The organism is Aeromonas sp. QDB54, assembly GCF_027707385.1.
Lineage (GTDB): Bacteria > Pseudomonadota > Gammaproteobacteria > Enterobacterales > Aeromonadaceae > Aeromonas > Aeromonas hydrophila.
The window spans coordinates 40,657-59,770 of sequence record NZ_JAPCIT010000010.1 but is presented as its reverse complement, the minus strand read 5'-3'; the positions used below and the strand labels follow the sequence as shown (position 1 = coordinate 59,770).

General features: G+C 63.0%; 16 protein-coding genes. 6 read left to right on the top strand and 10 right to left on the bottom strand.

Annotated features, from left to right (window positions below; translation table 11 throughout):
• The first annotated feature begins 5 nt into the window (after window positions 1-5).
• From PG881_RS11895 to PG881_RS11880, 4 genes are all read left to right on the top strand, one after another.
• Window positions 6-2,438, top strand: a complete 2,433-nt coding sequence (locus PG881_RS11895; RefSeq protein WP_270800204.1) for a formate C-acetyltransferase/glycerol dehydratase family glycyl radical enzyme — start codon at window positions 6-8, stop codon at window positions 2,436-2,438.
• A gap of 92 nt (window positions 2,439-2,530) precedes the next feature.
• Window positions 2,531-3,277, top strand: a complete 747-nt coding sequence (locus PG881_RS11890) for a DeoR/GlpR family DNA-binding transcription regulator (RefSeq protein ID WP_011706659.1) — start codon at window positions 2,531-2,533, stop codon at window positions 3,275-3,277.
• Between the two features lie 127 nt (window positions 3,278-3,404).
• Window positions 3,405-4,298: an EamA family transporter gene (locus tag PG881_RS11885; RefSeq protein ID WP_201905179.1), complete on the top strand. Its 894-nt coding sequence runs from the start codon at window positions 3,405-3,407 to the stop codon at window positions 4,296-4,298.
• Window positions 4,299-4,419: 121 nt separating this feature from the next.
• Window positions 4,420-6,270: an extracellular solute-binding protein gene (locus PG881_RS11880; RefSeq protein ID WP_270800200.1), complete on the top strand. Its 1,851-nt coding sequence runs from the start codon at window positions 4,420-4,422 to the stop codon at window positions 6,268-6,270.
• A gap of 114 nt (window positions 6,271-6,384) precedes the next feature.
• Here PG881_RS11880 and PG881_RS11875 read toward each other — a convergent pair whose 3' ends face one another.
• Window positions 6,385-6,777 carry a DUF2750 domain-containing protein gene (locus PG881_RS11875; protein ID WP_005302792.1) on the bottom strand — a complete coding sequence of 131 codons (393 nt, stop codon included), beginning with the start codon at window positions 6,775-6,777 and terminating at the stop codon, window positions 6,385-6,387.
• Between the two features lie 93 nt (window positions 6,778-6,870).
• Window positions 6,871-7,428, bottom strand: a complete 558-nt coding sequence (locus tag PG881_RS11870; RefSeq protein ID WP_270800198.1) for a hypothetical protein — start codon at window positions 7,426-7,428, stop codon at window positions 6,871-6,873.
• Window positions 7,429-7,678: 250 nt separating this feature from the next.
• On the opposite strand from PG881_RS11870, the gene PG881_RS11865 reads away from it, so the two are divergent.
• On the top strand, window positions 7,679-7,927 hold the full coding sequence (locus tag PG881_RS11865) for a TIGR02647 family protein (protein WP_011706664.1): 249 nt from the start codon (window positions 7,679-7,681) through the stop codon (window positions 7,925-7,927).
• On the opposite strand, the gene PG881_RS11860 is transcribed toward PG881_RS11865, so the two are convergent.
• From PG881_RS11860 to PG881_RS11830, 7 genes are all read right to left on the bottom strand, one after another.
• Window positions 7,914-8,219: a hypothetical protein gene (locus PG881_RS11860; RefSeq protein ID WP_270800196.1), complete on the bottom strand. Its 306-nt coding sequence runs from the start codon at window positions 8,217-8,219 to the stop codon at window positions 7,914-7,916. The genes PG881_RS11865 and PG881_RS11860 overlap by 14 nt on opposite strands.
• Window positions 8,220-8,340: 121 nt before the next feature.
• On the bottom strand, window positions 8,341-8,550 hold the full coding sequence (locus PG881_RS11855) for a cold-shock protein (RefSeq protein ID WP_005331438.1): 210 nt from the start codon (window positions 8,548-8,550) through the stop codon (window positions 8,341-8,343).
• Window positions 8,551-8,754: 204 nt separating this feature from the next.
• Window positions 8,755-9,855 carry a dihydrolipoamide acetyltransferase family protein gene (locus PG881_RS11850; RefSeq protein WP_270800301.1) on the bottom strand — a complete coding sequence of 367 codons (1,101 nt, stop codon included), beginning with the start codon at window positions 9,853-9,855 and terminating at the stop codon, window positions 8,755-8,757.
• Window positions 9,852-10,838, bottom strand: coding sequence for an alpha-ketoacid dehydrogenase subunit beta (locus PG881_RS11845; protein WP_011706667.1), 987 nt, complete (start codon window positions 10,836-10,838; stop codon window positions 9,852-9,854). Before PG881_RS11845 ends, PG881_RS11850 begins: the two co-directional genes overlap by 4 nt.
• Entirely contained in the window at window positions 10,835-11,926 is a 1,092-nt protein-coding gene (gene pdhA / locus PG881_RS11840; protein ID WP_227291114.1) for a pyruvate dehydrogenase (acetyl-transferring) E1 component subunit alpha, read from the bottom strand. The genes PG881_RS11845 and pdhA overlap by 4 nt, the downstream gene beginning before the upstream one ends.
• Before the next feature lie 281 nt (window positions 11,927-12,207).
• Window positions 12,208-13,233, bottom strand: coding sequence for a succinylglutamate desuccinylase (astE, locus tag PG881_RS11835; RefSeq protein WP_270800191.1), 1,026 nt, complete (start codon window positions 13,231-13,233; stop codon window positions 12,208-12,210).
• Window positions 13,234-13,508: 275 nt separating this feature from the next.
• On the bottom strand, window positions 13,509-13,718 hold the full coding sequence (locus PG881_RS11830; RefSeq protein ID WP_011706670.1) for a DUF1127 domain-containing protein: 210 nt from the start codon (window positions 13,716-13,718) through the stop codon (window positions 13,509-13,511).
• A gap of 521 nt (window positions 13,719-14,239) precedes the next feature.
• Here PG881_RS11830 and PG881_RS11825 point away from each other — a divergent pair.
• The gene (locus PG881_RS11825) at window positions 14,240-15,133 is read left to right on the top strand and encodes a DNA replication terminus site-binding protein (protein WP_270800189.1); all 894 of its coding nucleotides are present in this window, start codon (window positions 14,240-14,242) and stop codon (window positions 15,131-15,133) included.
• A gap of 134 nt (window positions 15,134-15,267) precedes the next feature.
• Here PG881_RS11825 and PG881_RS11820 read toward each other — a convergent pair whose 3' ends face one another.
• The gene (locus PG881_RS11820) at window positions 15,268-19,110 is read right to left on the bottom strand and encodes a DEAD/DEAH box helicase (protein ID WP_270800187.1); all 3,843 of its coding nucleotides are present in this window, start codon (window positions 19,108-19,110) and stop codon (window positions 15,268-15,270) included.
• Window positions 19,111-19,114: the final 4 nt, after the last annotated feature.

Genomic DNA, 19,114 nt, shown 5'->3' with positions numbered 1-19,114 from the left:
AGACCATGACCCAGCTCGACCTCACCACCCTGCCCCCGCGGATCCGTGCCCACAAGGAGAGCCTGATCCACATCGTCCAGCCGCCGGTCTGCACCGAGCGGGCCCGCCACTATACAGAGGCCTATCAGGCCCACCTGGCCCGGCCGCTGCCAGTGCGCCGCGCCCTGGCGCTGGCCCACCACCTCAAGGAGCGCACCATCTGGATCAAGCACGACGAGCTCATCGTCGGCAACCAGGCCAGCCAGGTGCGGGCGGCGCCGCTCTTTCCCGAATACACGGTGGGCTGGATCGAGAAGGAGATCGACGAGCTGGCGGATCGCCCCGGCGCCGGCTTTGCGGTGAGCGAGGCGGACAAGCTGGCCATCCACGCCCTCACCCCCTTCTGGCGCGGCCAGACGGTGCAGGATCGCTGCTACGGCCTCTTTACCGACGAGCAGAAGGGGCTGCTGGAGAGCGGCATCATCAAGGCCGAGGGCAACATGACCTCGGGGGATGCGCACCTCGCGGTCAACTACGAGCAGCTGCTTGCTCTCGGTCTCGACGGCCTCAAGGTCAAGGTGGCCGAGCGGCGCGGCCGGCTCGATCTGGCGGACTGGGCCGATCTGCAGCGCGAGCAGTTCCTGCAGGCCGTCGCCATCACCTTCGATGCCGTCAGCCAGCACATCGAGCGTTACGCCGCGCTGGCCCGCGAGCTGGCGCTGCAGGAGCCGCGTCCCGAGCGCCGCTGTGAGCTTGAGACCATCGCCCTCAACTGCGCCCACATCGCTCACCGGCCCCCCGAGACCTTCTGGCAGGCGCTGCAGCTCTGCTACTTCATCCAGCTCATCCTGCAGATCGAGTCCAACGGCCACTCGGTGTCGTTTGGCCGGATGGACCAGTACCTCTACCCCTGGTATCGCCGCGAAGTAGAGCTGTCGGAATCCCTGCCGCGCACACGCGCCATCGAGCTGCTGCAAGGGTGCTGGCTCAAGTTGCTGGAGGTGAACAAGATCCGCTCAGGCACCCACTCCAAGGCCTCCGCCGGCAGCCCGCTCTACCAGAACGTCACCATCGGCGGCCAGAACTGGCGGGATGGCAAGGCCCATGATGCGGTCAACGGCCTCTCCTACGCGATTCTGGAGTCCTGCGGCCAGCTGCGCTCCACCCAGCCCAACCTCTCGGTGCGCTACCATGCCGGCATGAGCGAGGATTTCCTCGACGCCTGCATCCAGGTGATCCGCTGCGGCTTCGGCATGCCCGCCTTCAACAACGATGAGGTGGTGATCCCCGAGTTCATCAAGCTTGGCGTAAGCGAGGAGGATGCCCACCACTACGCCGCCATCGGCTGCATCGAGACCGCGGTACCCGGCAAGTGGGGCTATCGCTGCACCGGCATGAGCTTCATCAACTTCGCCCGCATCCTGCTGGCGGCGCTCGATGGCGGCCGCGATGCCACCACCGGCAAGGTCTTCTTGCCCCAGCCCCAGTCACTGCGGCAAGGCTCGTTCGGCCACTTCGACGAGGTGATGGCCCGCTGGGACGAGCAGGTGCGCTACTTCACCCGCAAATCCATCGAGATCGACTGCGTGGTCGACAGCGTGCTGGAGGCCCAGGCCCACGACATCCTCTGCAGCGCCCTGGTGGATGACTGCATCGAGCGCGGCAAGACCATCAAGCAGGGGGGCGCCGTCTATGACTGGGTCTCCGGATTGCAGGTGGGGATCGCCAACCTGGGCAACAGCCTGGCGGCGCTGAAGACACTGGTATTCGAGCAGGGCGTGGTGGATCAGCGCGAGCTGGCCGAAGCGCTCGAGCAGGATTTTGCCGGGCTCGAGGGGGAGCAGCTGCGCCAGCGCCTCACCCACGCGGCCCCCAAATATGGCAACGATCTGGACGAGGTCGACCTGCTGCTGGTACAGGCCTACCAGAGCTACATCGACGAGCTCAAGGGACTGCACAACACCCGCTTCGGCCGTGGCCCCATCGGCGGCACCTACTATGCGGGCACCTCCTCCATCTCGGCCAACGTGCCGTTTGGGGCGGCCACCATGGCCACCCCGGATGGCCGCCACGCCCACACCCCGCTGGCGGAAGGGGCCAGCCCAGCGTCGGGATCGGATCGCCTCGGCCCCACGGCGGTGTTCAACTCGCTCGGCAAGCTGCCCACGGCGGCCATTCTCGGCGGCGTGCTGCTCAACCAGAAGCTGAGCCCGGCCAGCCTTGAAAACGAGCGGGACAAGGCCAAGCTGATGAGTCTGCTGCGCACCTTCTTCGAGGTGCACAAGGGGTGGCACGTGCAGTACAACATCGTCTCGCGGGAAACCCTGCTGGCCGCCAAGGCCCATCCCGACCAGTACCGGGATCTGGTGGTGCGGGTGGCGGGCTATTCGGCCTTCTTCACCGCCTTATCCCCCGATGCGCAAGATGATATCATCGCCCGCACCGAGCACAGTCTCTGACGGGCCCCACCAGGGGCAGCTGTGCCCCTTTATGACCGGCAAGCCACCCGCGCGGTGGCTTGCCGCTATCCACTGCCAGCCAGCGAGGCCCCATGAACCCACGCCACCAACTGATCCTCACCCTGGTCCATCAGGCCCGCAAGATGAGCGTGAGCGAGCTCTCCCAACGTACCGGGGTCTCGGAGGTGACGGTGCGCAACGACCTGACCGCGCTCGAAAAACAGGGGCTGCTCAAGCGGGTGCACGGCTCGGCCATGGCGCTGGAGAGCGACGATCCCGACGCCCGGATGAACATCAACTACCTGCTCAAGGAGCGCCTCGCCGAGCGGGCCGCCCAGTTGGTGGAGGATGGCGAGACGGTCTTTATCGAGGGGGGCAGCGCCAACGCCCTGCTGGCCCGTCATCTGGCCCTGCACAAGCGGGTCACCATCATCACCATCAGCAGCTATATTGCCCACCTGCTGCGCGACACCCAGGCCCAGGTGGTGCTGCTCGGAGGCCTGTTCCAGCATCAGAGCGAGAGCGTGGTGGGGCCGCTGACCCGGCTGTGCATCGAGCAGGTGCACTTCTCCAAGGCCTTCATCGGGGTAGACGGTTTTCACCCCGAGATGGGCTTCACCGGCCGCGACATGATGCGGGCAGACGTGGTCAACAGCGTGCTGGCCAAGGGGGTGACCAATGTGGTCATCACCGACAGCAGCAAGTTCGGCGCCATCCACCCGAGTCCGCTCGGTACGCCGGGCCAGATCGGCGTGCTGGTCACCGACGATGCCCTGCCCGCCCCCATGCGGGCCACCCTGGCCGCACGCGGCATCACAGTGCACTGCGTCGCCGCCTGAATCGCACCTTGCCCCCCGTTGCCAGGTTGCTCCCCCGCCTGGCGGCTTGACGGCGCCCACCGAGGCTGGGGTATGCTCGTCCTCTTTTGGCCTCTCCTGCCAGAGGCCACACACCGAAGGACGCCGCATGCACACCAAGGACAAGTTTCTGGCCGCTCTGGTCATCCTCTGCTGGGGGCTCAACTTCGTCGCCATCAAGTGGGGGCTGGAGGGCATTCCCCCGCTGCTGCTGGGGGCGCTGCGCTTCGTCGGGGTGGTCTTTCCCGCCATCTTGCTGGTCCCCAGACCCGCCATGCCGTGGCGCTGGCTGCTGGCCTATGGCGGTGCCATCAGCCTCGGGCAGTTCTCCTTTCTGTTCTGCGCCATGAAGTTCGGCATGCCGGCGGGCATGGCCTCGCTGGTGCTGCAATCCCAGGTGGTGTTCACCCTGCTGTTCGCCATGATCTGGCTGGGTGAGCGCTGGCAACCCCACCACTGGGTGGCCCTGCCGCTGGCGGGAGCCGGCCTCTATCTCATCGCCACCCATGGCGAAGGCAACCTGACCCTGCTCGGTTTTGTGCTGACCCTCTGCGCGGCCGCCTGCTGGGGCCTTGGCAACGTCATCAATCGCCAGATCGGGCTGCGCTACCAGACCACGCTGCCCAGCCTTATCGCCTGGGGCGGACTGGTGCCCATCCTTCCCTTCCTCGCCCTCTCCTGGTTGTTCGAGGGGCCCGAGCTGATGGCCAGCAGCCTGCTCAACATCAGCTGGCAAGGTTTCCTGTGCGTGCTCTATCTCTCGTTTGTCGCCACCTGGCTCGGCTACGGCCTGTGGGGCCGGTTGCTGATGCGCTACCCGGTGGCGCAGGTGGCCCCTCTCTCCCTGCTGGTGCCCTGCGTCGGCATGGTGGCCGCGGCCCTGCTGCTGGACGAGCACCCCACCCCCTTGCAGTGGCTGGGCTCGGCCCTGGTGCTACTCGGCTTTGTGGTGCATCTGCTGGGCGGCCGGCTGCGCTGGTTCAAGCCGCAGGCTGCAGCCTGATCCTTATTTGCCCGCCGCCATTGACCAGGGCGGGGAAACTTTCCATGATGAGCCAGCCCCCATCGGGGCTGGAGCCACCCACCAGTGGCCTGCAGGACGCAGCCATCAGGAGAGCAAGGACATGCCATCGACCTTCACCACCAACCCCCGCATCATCCCGCGCCTTCTGCGCAGCAGTGCCATTGCCCTGACCCTCTGTCTGAGCCACTACGGCTGGAGCGCCACCCTGCCAGCCGATCTGACCTGGGAGAGCAACAACGCGGATCCCGCTTTCGCGGATCCGGCCGCCAAGCGGGGCGGTACCTTTCGCGGCTTCATGACCAGTTTTCCGCTGACCCTGCGGGTCTACGGCCCGGACTCCAACGGCGGCTTCGCCGGCTATATGCGGGAGACCAATCTGCCGCTCTTGAGTACCCATCCCGTCACCGGCAATCCCATGCCGATGCTGGCCAACGAATGGGCCTTCGGGCCTGACCACAAGACCCTCTATCTGCGCATCAATCCCAAGGCACGCTGGTCGGACGGTCAACCGGTCACCGCCGATGACTGGCTGTTCACCCTCAAGCTGCTGCGCAGCAAGGAGATCAACGACCCCTGGTACAACAACTACTACAGCACCCAGATAAGCGAAGTGACCAAGTTTGATGACCACACCCTGGCCATCTCCAGCGGCACGGCCAAGAGTCGCCAGGATCTGCTGGAATCCCTGCCCTTCAGCCCGGCCCCCAGCCACGCCATCAAGATCACCGCCGACTGGGTCAAGACGTACAACTGGAAGCTGCTGCCGGTGACCGGCCCCTATCAGCTTGGCGAGGTGAAGAAGGGCAAGTCGGTCACCTTCGAGCGGGTCAAGGATTGGTGGGGCAATGACGAGCGCTACTTCCAGCACCGTTTCAACCCGGATCGGATCGAGCTCAAGGTACTCAGGGATCAGAACATCGCCTGGCAGCACTTCCTGCGCGGCGAGCTCGATACCTTCCCGCTAGTGATGCCCAACTGGTGGCACGACAAGAGCAAAACGCCGGAGTTCGCCAAGGGCTATATCGAACGCCTCTGGTTCTACAATCAGACCCCTCAACCCCCCACGGGGCTCTATCTCAACACCGCCGATCTGCTGCTGCGCAATCTCAATGTGCGGCTCGGCATCCAGCACGCCCTCAATCTCGACAAGATGCTCACCACCCTGCTGCGAGGGGATTACCAGCGCCTCAACAGCTATGGCTCCGGCCAGGGGGAGTTCACCAACACGGATCTCAAGGCCCGTCCGTTTGATCCCGAGCTGGCGCGCCACTACTTTGCCAAGGCCGGTTTCACCAAGCCCGGCCCCGACGGCACCCTGCAAAACAGCCAGGGCCAGCCGCTGACCCTGACCATCACCTACACCACGGCGGAGCACGCCCAGCGCCTCACCCTGCTGCGCGAAGAGGCCAAGAAGGCGGGGCTCAACCTCGAGCTCAACCTGATGGATGCCTCGGCCGGCTTCAAATCGATGCTGGAGAAAAAACACCAGAGCGCCTGGATGGCCTGGTCAGGCAGCCGTTATCCCGCCTATTGGGAGTTCTTCCACAAGATCAACGCCAACAAGCCGCAGACCAACAACATCATGAACATCGATGACGATGCCATCACGGCCCTGGTGGAGCAGTACGACAAGGAGTTCGACTTCGCCAAAAAAGCGGCGCTGTCGCGCCAGATCCAGCAACGGCTCTATGAGCTGGCCAGCTTTGTGCCCGCCTATCAGGTGCCCTACACCCGGGAAGGGGCCTGGCGCTGGATAAAACTGCCCAAGCTGCCGGCGACGCCCAAGAGCGAGTTGCTCTACTGGCCGCTGGACGGCAGCAACAGCGGCTACAGCTTCGGCGGCCTGTTCTGGATTGATGAAGAGGCCAAGACGCAGACCCAGGCCGCCATCAAGGCGGATCAGGCCTTCCCGGCCGTCACCCGGGTTGATACCACCTATCAGCAGAAATAGGGGCCTGTGCAGCCTGCCTCTTTGCCAAGGTTGGCCTAGGCCACCAACAAAAAGACCCCGCACAGTGGCGGGGTCTTCTTTGCAACCGGGGTTGCCAGCTTGAAGCAGCAGCGATTAACCGCGCTTGGCCTGCTTCTGGGCGATAGCATCGGCCACGTCGGCCGGCTCCAGCACGATGCCTTCCTGATCCGGGGTCGGGAACACGGCAACGCACAGTTCATCCTGCTCCATGCCGTCGATCCAGCGCTCCAGCCACACCTTGAGGGTGATGGACTGCGGCTTGCAGTCGGCCCACTCCCCTTCGGCCCACGCCTTGGCGTATTCCGGGTGCGGCCATACCGGGATGCAGTCTTCATCGTCGGTGGTCAGCATCATGACGCCGTGCTCGTCGGTCAGAACGAACAGCTCTTCGTGCTCGACCAGCTTGCTGATGAAGTGATCAAAGCGGTAGTCCGCGTTCAGTTGCAGCGCTGCATTGCGCTCGGTGTCGCTCAGTTCATAGCTCATCTGTCAAGTCTCTTGTGCAATAAAGGGCGCCATGTTCACATCTTGCCGGCGCCTTGTCCAGTATGAGAGATCGGTCACCGATTTTTCGCGATCTCACCCCAGCTCGGGGGTCACCAGGGTGATCCCCGCCATCTCGCTCAAACGCTGGCGCAGCCAGTAGGCGGATTCCACCTCGACGAAGCAGAGCTGCTCCCGTCCGGCCAGGGCAGCGGCCATGATCTGCTCGAAACGGGCCTGTTGTTGCGCTTGCCAAGCAGCAGCCAGCTTGCCGCCATGGGCCTCATCCACCACCTCGCGGCGCAACTCGAACAGGTTGTCGGTGATCGGGCTGTTGATCTTGGCCGGGCTGTGCCAGTACATCAGCAAATTGTCCATCATCTCGCTGTCATAATTGGCCAGCGCATCCAGCTCGGGCGTCGCACCCTCTTCACCGGTAGCAAAATCACACCAGGCCGCCGTCAGCGGGGCCAGGGTCTGGGCGGCTGCCCCCTTGCCATGCTGACGCAGGGCGGCGACATCCGCTCCCTTGCAGGCCGGCAGCCAGACATCGCCCTGATGCTGCTCGAGCAGGGGCAACAACAGGGAGACGGGATAGACGGGGAAACGCGCCCCCAGTGTGTGCAGCAGTGATACCAGTGTGATCTTGACCATGGAATACGCCTTGAACCGAAGGCCGATACGCAGCGTTCGGCCAGAAAGACAAAGGAGGCTCCTATCCTATCATGTTTGGCATGGCAGGGGCGGACTCAACTACGCCTCCAAAAAACACTGGCAGGACGACCAAAAAAGCAGCGTTTGAGCACGCATAGAAAGGAGAAAGCCCAATAGTTTGAGCCAGCGCCCACTAAAGTGGATCCGGGAATGCTAGTTTGCATACATCTTTAGCGTAAGGAGTGCATTCATGATCGGGATCGACCAGGTTTCTAACGAGTTTGTAAACGATTTGAAAATACTGGCATGTTTTGATCCGGCCAACATGAGCCTGGGGATCAAGTTGCGCAGCGACATGTCCGACGAACTCTGCCAGGCAGCGTCACGTCTGCATCAACAGGGGCTCATCAGCGCGGAAGATGGTGGCTATCTGACGCCATTCGGCATGACCATGGTCGAGCATCTGCAGCACCTGCTGGTCGCACTCAAACCGCTTTGATTGCTTTGGGAGCCCACAGTGAAAAGTTGAGCAGCTCCCAGCGTTTCCCCTGACGCAGCAGACAGGCAAACAGTAAAGGACCTTCGGGTCCTTTTACTTTGCCATCGACCATCCACTCCCCCACCCGTTTTGGCAATGGTTGAGCCTTGATCTCGTCGGGCAGAGAGTCGCCGCCCACGCGCACCTCGACAAACTGCTGGCATACGGCTTTTGCCTCGGCCTCGACAGTATCCTGTCCCTGCACATCGGCAGAAGTGATCAGAGTGGCAGCAAGCAGAAGAGATGGCAGCATAGTGGAGGCAACGAGAGAGCAGGAAGTAGCACCATTCACTCTCAGCAGATGAGAGTGAAGCGTCCATAAACAAAAAGCCGTGGAACCAGAGGCACCACGGCTTTCTTAAATTCTGTAAGAATTACAGAGCAGTTACGTTCTCAGCCTGCGGGCCTTTCTGACCTTGGGTCACAGAGAACTGTACGCGCTGACCTTCAGCCAGGGTACGGAAACCGTTACCGCTGATAGCGCTGAAGTGAACGAAAACGTCCGGGCCGTTTTCTTGCTGGATGAAGCCAAAACCTTTGGTTTCGTTGAAAAACTTAACGGTACCGGTGATCATGTTAGACATATCTTTAAACCTGTATTCAAAATAATTACTTATGCTTTTCAGCGGATAAAGCTCAAAAAACGGGATTAACTTATGAACAACAGGAAAAGATGTAAAACATCATATTCATTGACATAACTATCGCCCTTTCAAGCTGGTTTAGATTATACGTGGCTTTGGGGATTACGCAAACAATTTGTGCCCTGCCACGGCAGGGCACACATGTCACAATGAGGGGGCTTCCAGCGCCTGTACCAGGGCCTTGAGGAAGCGTGCCGCCTCACCGCCGGTGCAGGCTCTGTGGTCGAATGTCATCGACAACGGCAGTGCTCTGACCGGGCGTGCCTCCCCATGGATGAACACGACTTTCTCGAACAATTTGCCCGCCCCTATGATGGCCACTTGAGGTGGCGTCACGATCGGGCTGGCATAGCGCCCCGCGATGGCGCCGAAGTTGGTGAGGGTGATGGTCGCCCCCTGCAACATCTCGCGCGGCACGGCGCGCGCCTTCACGTCGGCAATCATTCGATCCAGCCCTTGGCGCAGATCGGCCCCTTCCCGCTCGGCCACGTTTTCCATGACCGGCACATAGAGCCCATGCTTGGAATCCACCGCAATGGCCACGTTGACCTCTCTGAACAACCGTCTTGACAGGGTGTCGCCATCAAACCAGGCGTTCATGGAGGATTCGGCCCGACAAGCCACGCCGATGGCCTTGATGAGGCGCACCGTGACGTCTTCATCAGGGCGCCAGTGACGCAAGTCCACCTCATCGGTGATGCTGACCGGCACGACCGTTTTATGGGATAGCTCCATCGCCTTGGCCATGGCCCGGCGCGAGCCCTTGAGGAACTCGTTGCCACTGCTCTGCTGGGCCTCGAATGCCTGCTGCACATCCTGTTCGGTCACCATGCCGGCACTGCCGCTACCCTTGAGCCGCTCGATATCCAGCCCCAGTTTCTGGGCCAGTAGGCGTACGGCCGGCATGGCCTGCACCAGGGCACCGCCGGGGGCAATGGCTCCCACCACGAAGTGATCCTCGATGTGCTGCTGATGGGCATTGACCTTGCCGACGACGGTGCCGTCATCTTCACCGCCTTCGAACTCCACCAACGGCGCACCGATGTGAAGGATGTCCCCCTCGGCACCACACAGCCTGGCGATGACCCCCGCCACCGGCGAAGGTACATCCACCAGCGCCTTGGCCGTCTCTACCGACAACAACACCTGGTCGACGCTCACGGTATCGCCGGCGCTGACCTTCCATTCGACGATCTCGGCTTCGGCCAAGCCTTCACCCAGATCCGGTAATTTGAAAAATTTCATAGCCACTGGTTCTCCATCAGCTGATGAGCCGCATCGGCAATGTCCTGCTCGGTGATGAGGTAGTACTCTTCGTTGCGGTAATAGGGGACGGCAGCGTCCACCCCGGTGAGCCGTCTGGGCGGTGCCTTGAGGGAAGTCAGTGCCTCCTCGGTGACCCGCGCCACGATTTCGGCGCCGACCCCGAAGCTGCCGCACGCTTCGTGCACCACCAGCAGGCGGCCGGTCTTGCGAACCGACGCCAGGATGCTCTCCATGTCCAGCGGCTTGATGGTGGCAAGATCCAGCACTTCGCACTGAATGTCCTGCTCCGCCAACAGGTTCGCTGCCCGCATCACTTCCTGGATGCAGGCTCCCCAGGCGACGACCGTGATGTCACGGCCGGGACGCAGGGTAAAGCAGACATCCAGCGGCAACCCAATGCCGTCATCCACCACGTCGGATTTCATCGAGCGATAGATGCGATCTGGCTCGAAGAACATCACGGGATCCGGGTCGCGAATGGCCGACAACAGCAGGCCATAGGCCCGTTTCGGGCTGGAGGGGATCACCACCCGCAGCCCGGGAATGTGGGCGAACAGGGCTTCCACGCTCTCGCTGTGGTGTTCGGGGGAGTGAATGCCGGCGCCGTAGGGGGAGCGGTAGACGATGGGGCAGGTGATGCGGCCCCGGGTGCGATTGCGCATCCGCGCCGCCTGGCAGATGATCTGCTCCATGCCCGGGAAGATGAAGCCCTGGAACTGGAATTCAGCCACGGGCTTGAGCCCCTGGGTGGCCATCCCGACCGCGACCCCGGCGATCAGCCCCTCGGCCAGCGGGGTATCGATCACCCGCTTGAAGCCGAACTTGTCGCGCAGGCCCACGGTGGCGCGAAACACCCCGCCGTTGACCCCCACATCCTCGCCGAGCACCACCACGTCCGGGTCCCGCTCCATCTCGTGATGCAACGCCAGATTGACGGCCTCGAGCAACGTCATATCACTCATGCTTCCTCCCCGCTGTGCTGCTGCATGCCCTTGGCAATGATGCGCCGGCGCTGCGTGCGGTAATCCTTCGGCAACTCGGCAAACTGGTAGTCGAGCAGGGTTTCCGGGGCCTGCGCCGCCGTGTTTTCATACACGGCCACGGCGCGCTCGACCTCGCGGGCCGCCTCGGCCAGCAATGCCTGCTCCTGCTGCTCGTCCCACCAGCCCTGCTCAAACATGAACTGACGCAGCCGCTTGACCGGCTCCTTGGCCCAGGCGGCTTCCACTTCGGCCGCTTCCCGATAACGGGTCGCATCGTCGGCCGTGGTGTGATCCCCCAGCCGATAGCTGACCGCCTCGATCAGGGTCGGTCCCTTGCCGCTGCGGGCGCGCTCGACGGCGCTGCGGGTGGCCTCATAGACGGCGACTACGTCGTTGCCGTCCACCTGAATGCTGCGCACGCCGGCCCCTATCCCTTTCTGGGCCAATGTGGGGGCGCTCGACTGCAGCTTGCGCGGCACCGAGATGGCCCACTGGTTGTTGTTGATGATCATCACCATGGGCAGGTGCCAGACGCCGGCACAGTTGAGCCCCTCCAGGAAGTCGCCCTTGGAGGTGCCGCCATCGCCGATGGTCACCACGGCGACCCTGGGTTGATTGCGCAGTTTGAAGGCCGCGGCGATGCCGGCGGCATGGGTGATCTGGGTGGCGATGGGCACGCAGATGGGCAGATCCTCGGAGAGTTCGCCATCCGCCTTGTAAAAGACGCTGCCACGCTCGTCCCCGCCCCAGTACTGCAGGTTTTTCTCCATGGGCACGCCCCGTACATAGAGGGTGGGCATGTCCCGGTAGTAGGGCACATAGACATCCTGCGGCTGCATGGCGAGCCCGACCCCTATCCCGACCGCCTCGGCGCCCAGGTGGGAGGGAAACGTACCAAGCTTGCCGGTTCGCTGTAGCGCGATCGCTTTCTTGTCATAGCTGCGCACCATCACCATGTTGCGGTAGAAGGTGTGCAGTATCGCCTTGTCCAGCCAGGTCGGTAGTGTGGCGACCGGGCGCCCTTCCTCATCGAGGTAACGAAGGAAAGGGATGTCGACATGGGTCATAACTGGCTCCTTGCCGTTGTCAACGTCACCACCATGAGGTGACCCTTTGAATGTAAATAGATTGTTAACCAAAGGGCAATGGGATTTAGCCAGGTAAGACCAGTAGAAACTTCTTTAATTTCAGAAAGAAGCTGGATTTTTCGGCTGAGAGGAAACGAAACAGGGAGCCGCATCGGGCTCCCTGTCAGGATGAGGACGGGATCGCTCAAGGCTCCCGAAAAGGGCTGCACGCCCTGCAATGCCGGTGGCAGCCTGCCATTGCCATCAGAAGTGGCGCCGGGTTACTCCCACAGCCGGGTCGGCACCACCAGCAACACGGTACGCTGGCCGATGGCCACGTTGGCGTTGGGGAACACCACCGCCTCCCGCGGTTTCTCTACCGTGTAGCGCAGCTCGCCATCCTCGGCCAGCACGAAACCCTGGGGAAATTCGGTGAAATTGTCCACATCGCTGGCAAACAGGAAACGAAACTGCTCCGAGCGCTTGTTGATCACCCGGTCGATGGCAAAAATGGTGAAGTCATCTGCCCGCCAGGGCTCCAGCACCACCTCGTCCCGGGTCACCAGATCCTGCAGCGCCTGCCGGGTTTCGATGAAACGGGTCATGTCGTTCTCGCCAAACGGGCGCACCTTGCCCAGCTCCACCGTGAAGGCGTGAGCACCGTGGCGGTGGGAGCTGTAATAGCTGAAGGTGGTGGTGGGGCCGCTGGAGAGCAGAATGGTGCGCACGCCGCAGGTGCCGAGAAACTGCACCTGCTCCTTGCAATGAGGCCGCTCGTGGGGGAAGGGATAGACGGCAAATTTCTCGTGACGCGAGCCGCGAATGGCAGTGTGCAGGTCGTAGTGGTAGCGCGGTCTGGCCGGATCAGTAAAGAAGCGGCTCACATACTGCTCGAGGCGCATGGCGCGGATCCGCTCCTGGTTGCACAGCCCCTCCCCCTTGCTGTGAGCGCCGGAAAAGAGCCGGTTCATGTTCTCCTCCACTTCGCGCACGCCCAGATTCATGGCCGCCGGGTTGCCGAACAGGAACAGCACCCGGTGACGGGCCCTAAGCTCGCCACTGAGCAGGCGGCTCAGCAGCTGGTTGCAGATCTCGATGGGGGCCGTCTCGTTGCCGTGGATGCCGCAGGAGAGCACGATATCCTTGCGCCCGCCCGGCAGATCGCCGGCGCCGCTGGCAGGCTCCAGGCAGAGCACCCCCGTATCCCACACACTCGCGCGAGCACCATCCGGCAGATCAAACGAGAACGGCTCAAGCTGCCACTCGTGGCGGCGAGTCAGGGCCAAAAAGTCATGCTGGGGAATCATCCATCTCACCCTTTTGTCAGGAACGCTTGGCCGGATTATACGCAAGGCCCTCGGGCTTAAAATCAATTTTTAAACAAATTCAAACAGTAATGTTACAAGTGTGGGAGGGAGGAACATCACGAGGGAACAAAAGGGGTCGGCAACAGGCCGTGAGAGAGGGAAACGGGTACAACGAAGAGAACGGGCCCAGGCAAACGGGGCTGTCTGTCACGCCATGGCGGCGCTGGCTGGCAACAGTGAGTCAGCAGTAAAATGAGGCATCCTTGCCCGGCAGATCAACCACGCCAGAACGGCTTGGTGGTCTCTTGATAACGATCAGCTTCGTTCAGACCGATATCCTTGAGCAGGTACTCGGGCAGCTCGGAGAGCTGGCGACGGCTGCGGCTGCGTTCCAGCCAGGTCAGTACGGTCATTTTGACGCGAGCAGCCAGATTCAGTTGGCTGGAATGCTGGTAACCGGCTTCGGTATAAGTCATGTTGGCCATGATGTGGCTCCTCTTTACGATGTCTGCGCGGGGTGCGAATTTGTTGCGCAAAGCTTAGTCAGGGGGGGTAGCCGACTCAATTGACGAATTTTGATAGCAGGCATTATTAAAACTAATGGTTGATGTCGTCATGAGCATGAATATAACGCATTGATTAATAACAACTTAACCATCTTTTCGTCTGTACAGGATACCCTGCAGCATATTCTCCTGCATGGATCCCTTCTAACTATGCAGTTTCCTCTACTGGCTATGCATTCACTGTGGGCACAAGCAAGGCGGGCAACCTGGCCTTTACATTCAGTTGTTAACCAAGCGATCTTTTATTGATCCTTTATTAACAGCTAGATACAAAGATTTTACCCTCAAATGACTCCGATCTTTTGTCCCTCTCCAACCCCCTGGAACGCAGGCACTTGGCACCCATGCCGCAGGCTGATATGGTTATTTATACAGTACTTTCACTGCCCTGCGTTCAGCCCGCTCACCAGGGCTGACAGAGGCAAACACAGGACATGCCGATGGAGACATTTACCCCTACAGCCGCCTTGCGCCAGCAGATGGAGCGGCTTGAACAGGCGCTGGACACCCTGGCCGCGCAGCTGGAACAGCTTGAGCTGCTGGAGGCCCACGTCTATCCCCTACCCGCTGTACCGCAAGGACAGGAGCATGAGCCCATCGAGCAGATCGAGGTGGGCTATCTGGGCGAGGAGGCCGCACTGGCCGCTACCCTCAGCGCCTATCGGGATCACAGTGCCCGCCCCGGCTGCTCCACCAAGGCCACCCACCGCCTGCCGGGCTGGCTGCGCTTTCCTGCCGCCTGTGCGCCCCTGCTGCGGCCGCTGATCGATGAGGTCAACGAGTGCAAGCTCGCCTTCAAGGCGCTGGTGCAGCAGGCTGGCGGGCGGGATGAGAAGTTCGAGCTGGTACACAGTGCGCTGCCCGGGGTCATTACTCTGCAGGTCTATCGCAAGCTGACTTGGCTTGAGGGAGAGCTGCACTCGCTCGGCTTCACCTGGGCTGACAAGCAGAGCATCAGCCGGCTCAGCCGGGAGCAGGTGCTGGAGATGCTGGAGCGCAGCCGCCGCTATATCCCGGCGCTGTCAAACAATGAGGAGTGGAGCAAGATGGTGGATCAGGAGGTGTACGACATCCGCCGCCTGCCTGCGGACGCAGAACTCAGGATCCGCCGGCCGGTCAAGACCCACCCGATGATCAACCTGCTCTGGCAGGACCGGGAGCCTCGCAAGCAGCAGCTCAAGGCGAGCCTGCCCCTGCTGCTCTGCTCGGACACCCAGCCCGCCGTCACCCACCTTGGCCACTACCCGCCCAAGCTGCGCCAGGCCCGGCGGGATCGCAAGATTGGCGGCGAGCCCATCATAGAGCGGCTGCATCTCTACCTCTATCAGGGATAACCGGCCCGAACGGCGGTGCGGCCTCGCCCAGGTGTCACGCGCGCCCAACGGCACGAGCCAAACAACACGTACCAAACAACAAGGGGAGCATCACCGGATGCTCCCCTTGTCTATTCCGAGCCAGCTGATCGCCATCAGCTCATCAGCAGGGCCCGCAGGCTCTCCACATCCAGCCCGCGCACTTCCGACTGGCCACTCAGCAGGCCGTCGGCCAGTGCCCGCTTCTCATCGTGCAGGGCGACGATCTTCTCCTCCACCGTCTGCTCGCACACCAGCCGATAGACGGTCACCGGCTGGGTCTGCCCCATGCGGTGGGCCCGATCACTCGCCTGATCTTCCACCGCCGGATTCCACCAGGGATCCAGGTGCAAGACGGTATCGGCCTGGGTCAGGTTGAGGCCCGTGCCCCCCGCCTTGAGGCTGATCAGAAACAGCGGCACCGCCTCGTGGCGAAAACGCAGGATGGACTCCTGCCGGGACTTGGCCGAGCAGCCGCCGTCCAGGTAGCAGTAGTCCCACTGCTGCTGCTCGATGCGGGCCCGCAACAGGCTCAGCAGATCGACGAACTGGCTGAACACCAGCACCCGATGACCATTGCCGATGGCCTCCTCCAGCAGCGCCATCGCCTCGTCCAGCTTGCTGCTGGCCTGGGACCACTCGGGCATCACCAGCTGGGGCGAGCAGCAGAGCCGGCGCAGCCGGGTCAGCCCGCTCAGCACGTGCATCAGGGCGCGGCCGTCGGCACTTTGTACCTGCTGCACCACTTCGCGCCGGGTTGCCTCGTAGAGCTGGCGCTCTTCGGGGGAGAGGCTGATGTGATGAATGATCTCGGTCTTGTCCGGCAGTTCGGTCAGCACCTGCTGCTTGAGCCGGCGCAGTATGAAGGGGCTGATCACCGCCCGCAGCAGCGCCATGTGCTGGGGATCCTTCACCGCCTTGCCGAAGCGGCGCTTGAACTCGCCGAGACTGCCGAGCAGGCCGGGGTTGATGAAGGTGAACAGGCTCCACAGCTCCCCCAGGTGGTTCTCGATGGGCGTACCGGAGAGGGCGAGCCGAAAATCGCCGTCCAGCTGGAACAGCAGCTTGGCCCGCTGGGTACCGGCATTTTTGATCTGCTGCGCCTCATCCAGCACCATGGAGGACCAGCGGCGGGCTTTGAGCGCCTCCGCCAGACTGCCGAGCATGCCGTAGTTGAGCAGGATGATCTGGCCCGCCTTGGCTTCGCGGATCATCCCTTCCCGCTCGGACGGGTTGTCGAACACCACCACCTCCAGCTCGGGAGCAAAGCGCGCGACCTCCTCCTGCCAGTTGGTGACCACTGACTTGGGTACCACCACCAGCGCCGGGCCCAGATGCTGGCGCATGCGCAGCACGATGAGCGCCTGCAGCGTCTTGCCAAGGCCCATGTCGTCGGCCAGACAGGCGCCAAAGCCGTGGTGGGCCAGGGTCGCCAGCCAGCGTACCCCCTCCTTCTGATAATCCCGCAGCGGCCCCATCAGCTCGGCCGGACACTCCACCTCTTGCTGCCACTCCTGTTGCAGGGAGTGCCAGGCGGCATCCCCCTCGGTGGTGATGACGGAGAGCAGGCGGGTCAGCGGGTAGGCCAGCTTGTGATTGATGCGCTGCTCTTCGTCGAGCATGGCGCCCAGCATGGTGAGCCGCTCCACCAGCTTGTCGCTCAACATCAGGCTGGTCTTCTCGTCCAGCTGAACGGTGCGCTGACCCGGGGTCAGCTGGCGCAGGATGAGGCGCAGGTCGAGGATCTGGTGCTCATCAAGCGAGAGCGCCCCCTCCACCTGGAACCAGTCCTGGCGCCGCTCGATCCGCAGGCTCAGGGCGGCTTCATCGAGGCTCTTCAGACGCGCGCTGTCCTGATGCCAGTGAATGACCACGCCGGCATCCACCAGCTCCGGCAGGGCGTTGACCAGCGCCAGCGCCTGCTCTCCCTCGAGGCGCCACTCGCTGCCGGGCAACTCGATGGGCAACTGGTTGCGCAGCCGCTGGGCCTCGCCCTTCTCGGCCGCCAAGTCCCGCTGCCAGTAGTGATAATCCTTGATCCCCTGGCGCACGATGGCCTCGCCCTTGCCAAGGGGCTGCGGCGGCAAGTCATCGAACCGGGTCACCAGCCGGACCGCCAGCTGGCCATCCTGCCAGTCGAGCTGAACCGAGGCCACGCCGGGCCAGGGAGCCAGCTCGGCATTGCCGTGCAGGCCCGCCACCTGGCTGTGCCAGGGCAACCCCGCAATGGCATCCAGGGTATGCTGCAGTTCCGCCAGCCCCTCGGCCGGCAGCAGCGGAATGGCCTCCAGCGCAGGCAGCCGGTCGAGCAGCGGCTGCGGGGTGAGGATGAGCTGCCACAGATCCTGCGCCAGCGGCAGTATGTGAGCCCCTCGCGCCGCGGCAGCCGGGCTCAGTACGGCACTCATGCCCTGCTCGGTGGCCACTATCTGCAGCAAGGGTGCCGTGATGGCCAGCTGCAGCTTCTGCCCTCTGGCATTGAACAGGCGGGAATGGTTGGCAAGCGGTGCCCACACCTCGCGCGGCAACCGCCCCAGCGTGCGCGGCAGCGTGCGGACCAGCGCCCAATCCTCCTCGTCGAGCAGGTTGGCGTACTGGGTGGAGAGCAGGGTGGGATCGACCCGGCGACCGGCAGTCCACTCCCCCTTGGTGCTCTGTTTCTGGATCTTGCACTCGAGCTCGGGCCCTTCGGCATGCAGCAGCCAGACCAGTCGCTCCTGCGGCTTGCGCACGCCGCTGGCACGCCCCAACCCCTGTAGCCAGTTGAGCCAGCTGGCGGAGGCCGGTGTCTTGTCCTCCCCGTCCTGCTCGTCGGCCTCCTGCTCGTCGCTGGCGGCACGCAGTTGCTGCAGCGGCGGCTGCTGCGCCCCCTGCCCCAGCAACAGCCGCAGCAGATCCTGACAGAAAGCCATCAACCGGTGGCGGGGGGCAGCCTCCAGTACGTGGGAGAGATCCCATTTGTGCAGGATGGCCACCTGGGGGCTCTGCTCCCCGTGCCGGGCAAGGGCGCAGAGATCGAGCCAGAGGTAGCCCCAGTGCAGCTCTTCCGGCGGCAATTGCAGGGTATCGAACAGCCCGACCGCCTGACCGTGGCGATCACCCGCCCACTGCCCCAGCAGATCTGCCAGCAGCGGAAACTGGTTGGCCAGGCTGCGCTGCCACTTCTTGCGCTGCTCGCTGGCGAGTACGGGATCGGCCTGCTGCAACCAGCCAAGCCAAAGCAAGGCACTGAAGGTCAGTGGCCACTTACCCTGCCCATCCTCTTGCCCTTCCTGCGCCTGCCACTGTCCAAGCGCTGCCAGCAGGCGCTCGGCAAGGGGCTGCTCTCCCCCCTGCTCCGCCAGTTGTTGCAGGGCGGGCCAGTGAGTTTTTGCTTTCCCGCTCAGCTCGCCACAGAGCCACTGCCACTCGGCAGCAAAGCCGTCGCTCAGCTTGGCCAGCTCGGCGGCACACTCTCCGGCCGCCTGGGCCAGCGGCCACTGCTCATGGGGCTCGGCATCCAATAACGTTTGCAGGGCGAAGTGCTGCAGCATCAGTCGCTGCCACTGGGGGCTCGAGCCTGCCAGCAACCGGTGGGCATCGGGCAGATCGAGCAGGCTCAGCAGATCGGCCGCCAGATAGTAAGCGGGCACTTGCCCGGCCTCCCCCAGGCAGAGCTCTCGCACCAGCGCCTGCGCCATCTCCTGGCCGGTGACCGACGGCACCCGCGCCCAGTTTGGCATGGGACAATCGCCGCAACGCACCGCCAGGATCAACGCCAGGGTTCCCTCTGCCGTCAGACTCCACTGTTGTTCCCCACGCAGCCGCACCAGCCCCAGCAGTTGCAACTGACTCAACTTGTCGAGCAGGGCCTGCCCAAACGGCAGCTGTTCTTGCAAATAGCGGATACTGGCGGTGCGCTGCAACTGCAGCTCACCGAGCAGGGCATAACAATCTGAAGAGAGAGTGGACGCAGACATCGAG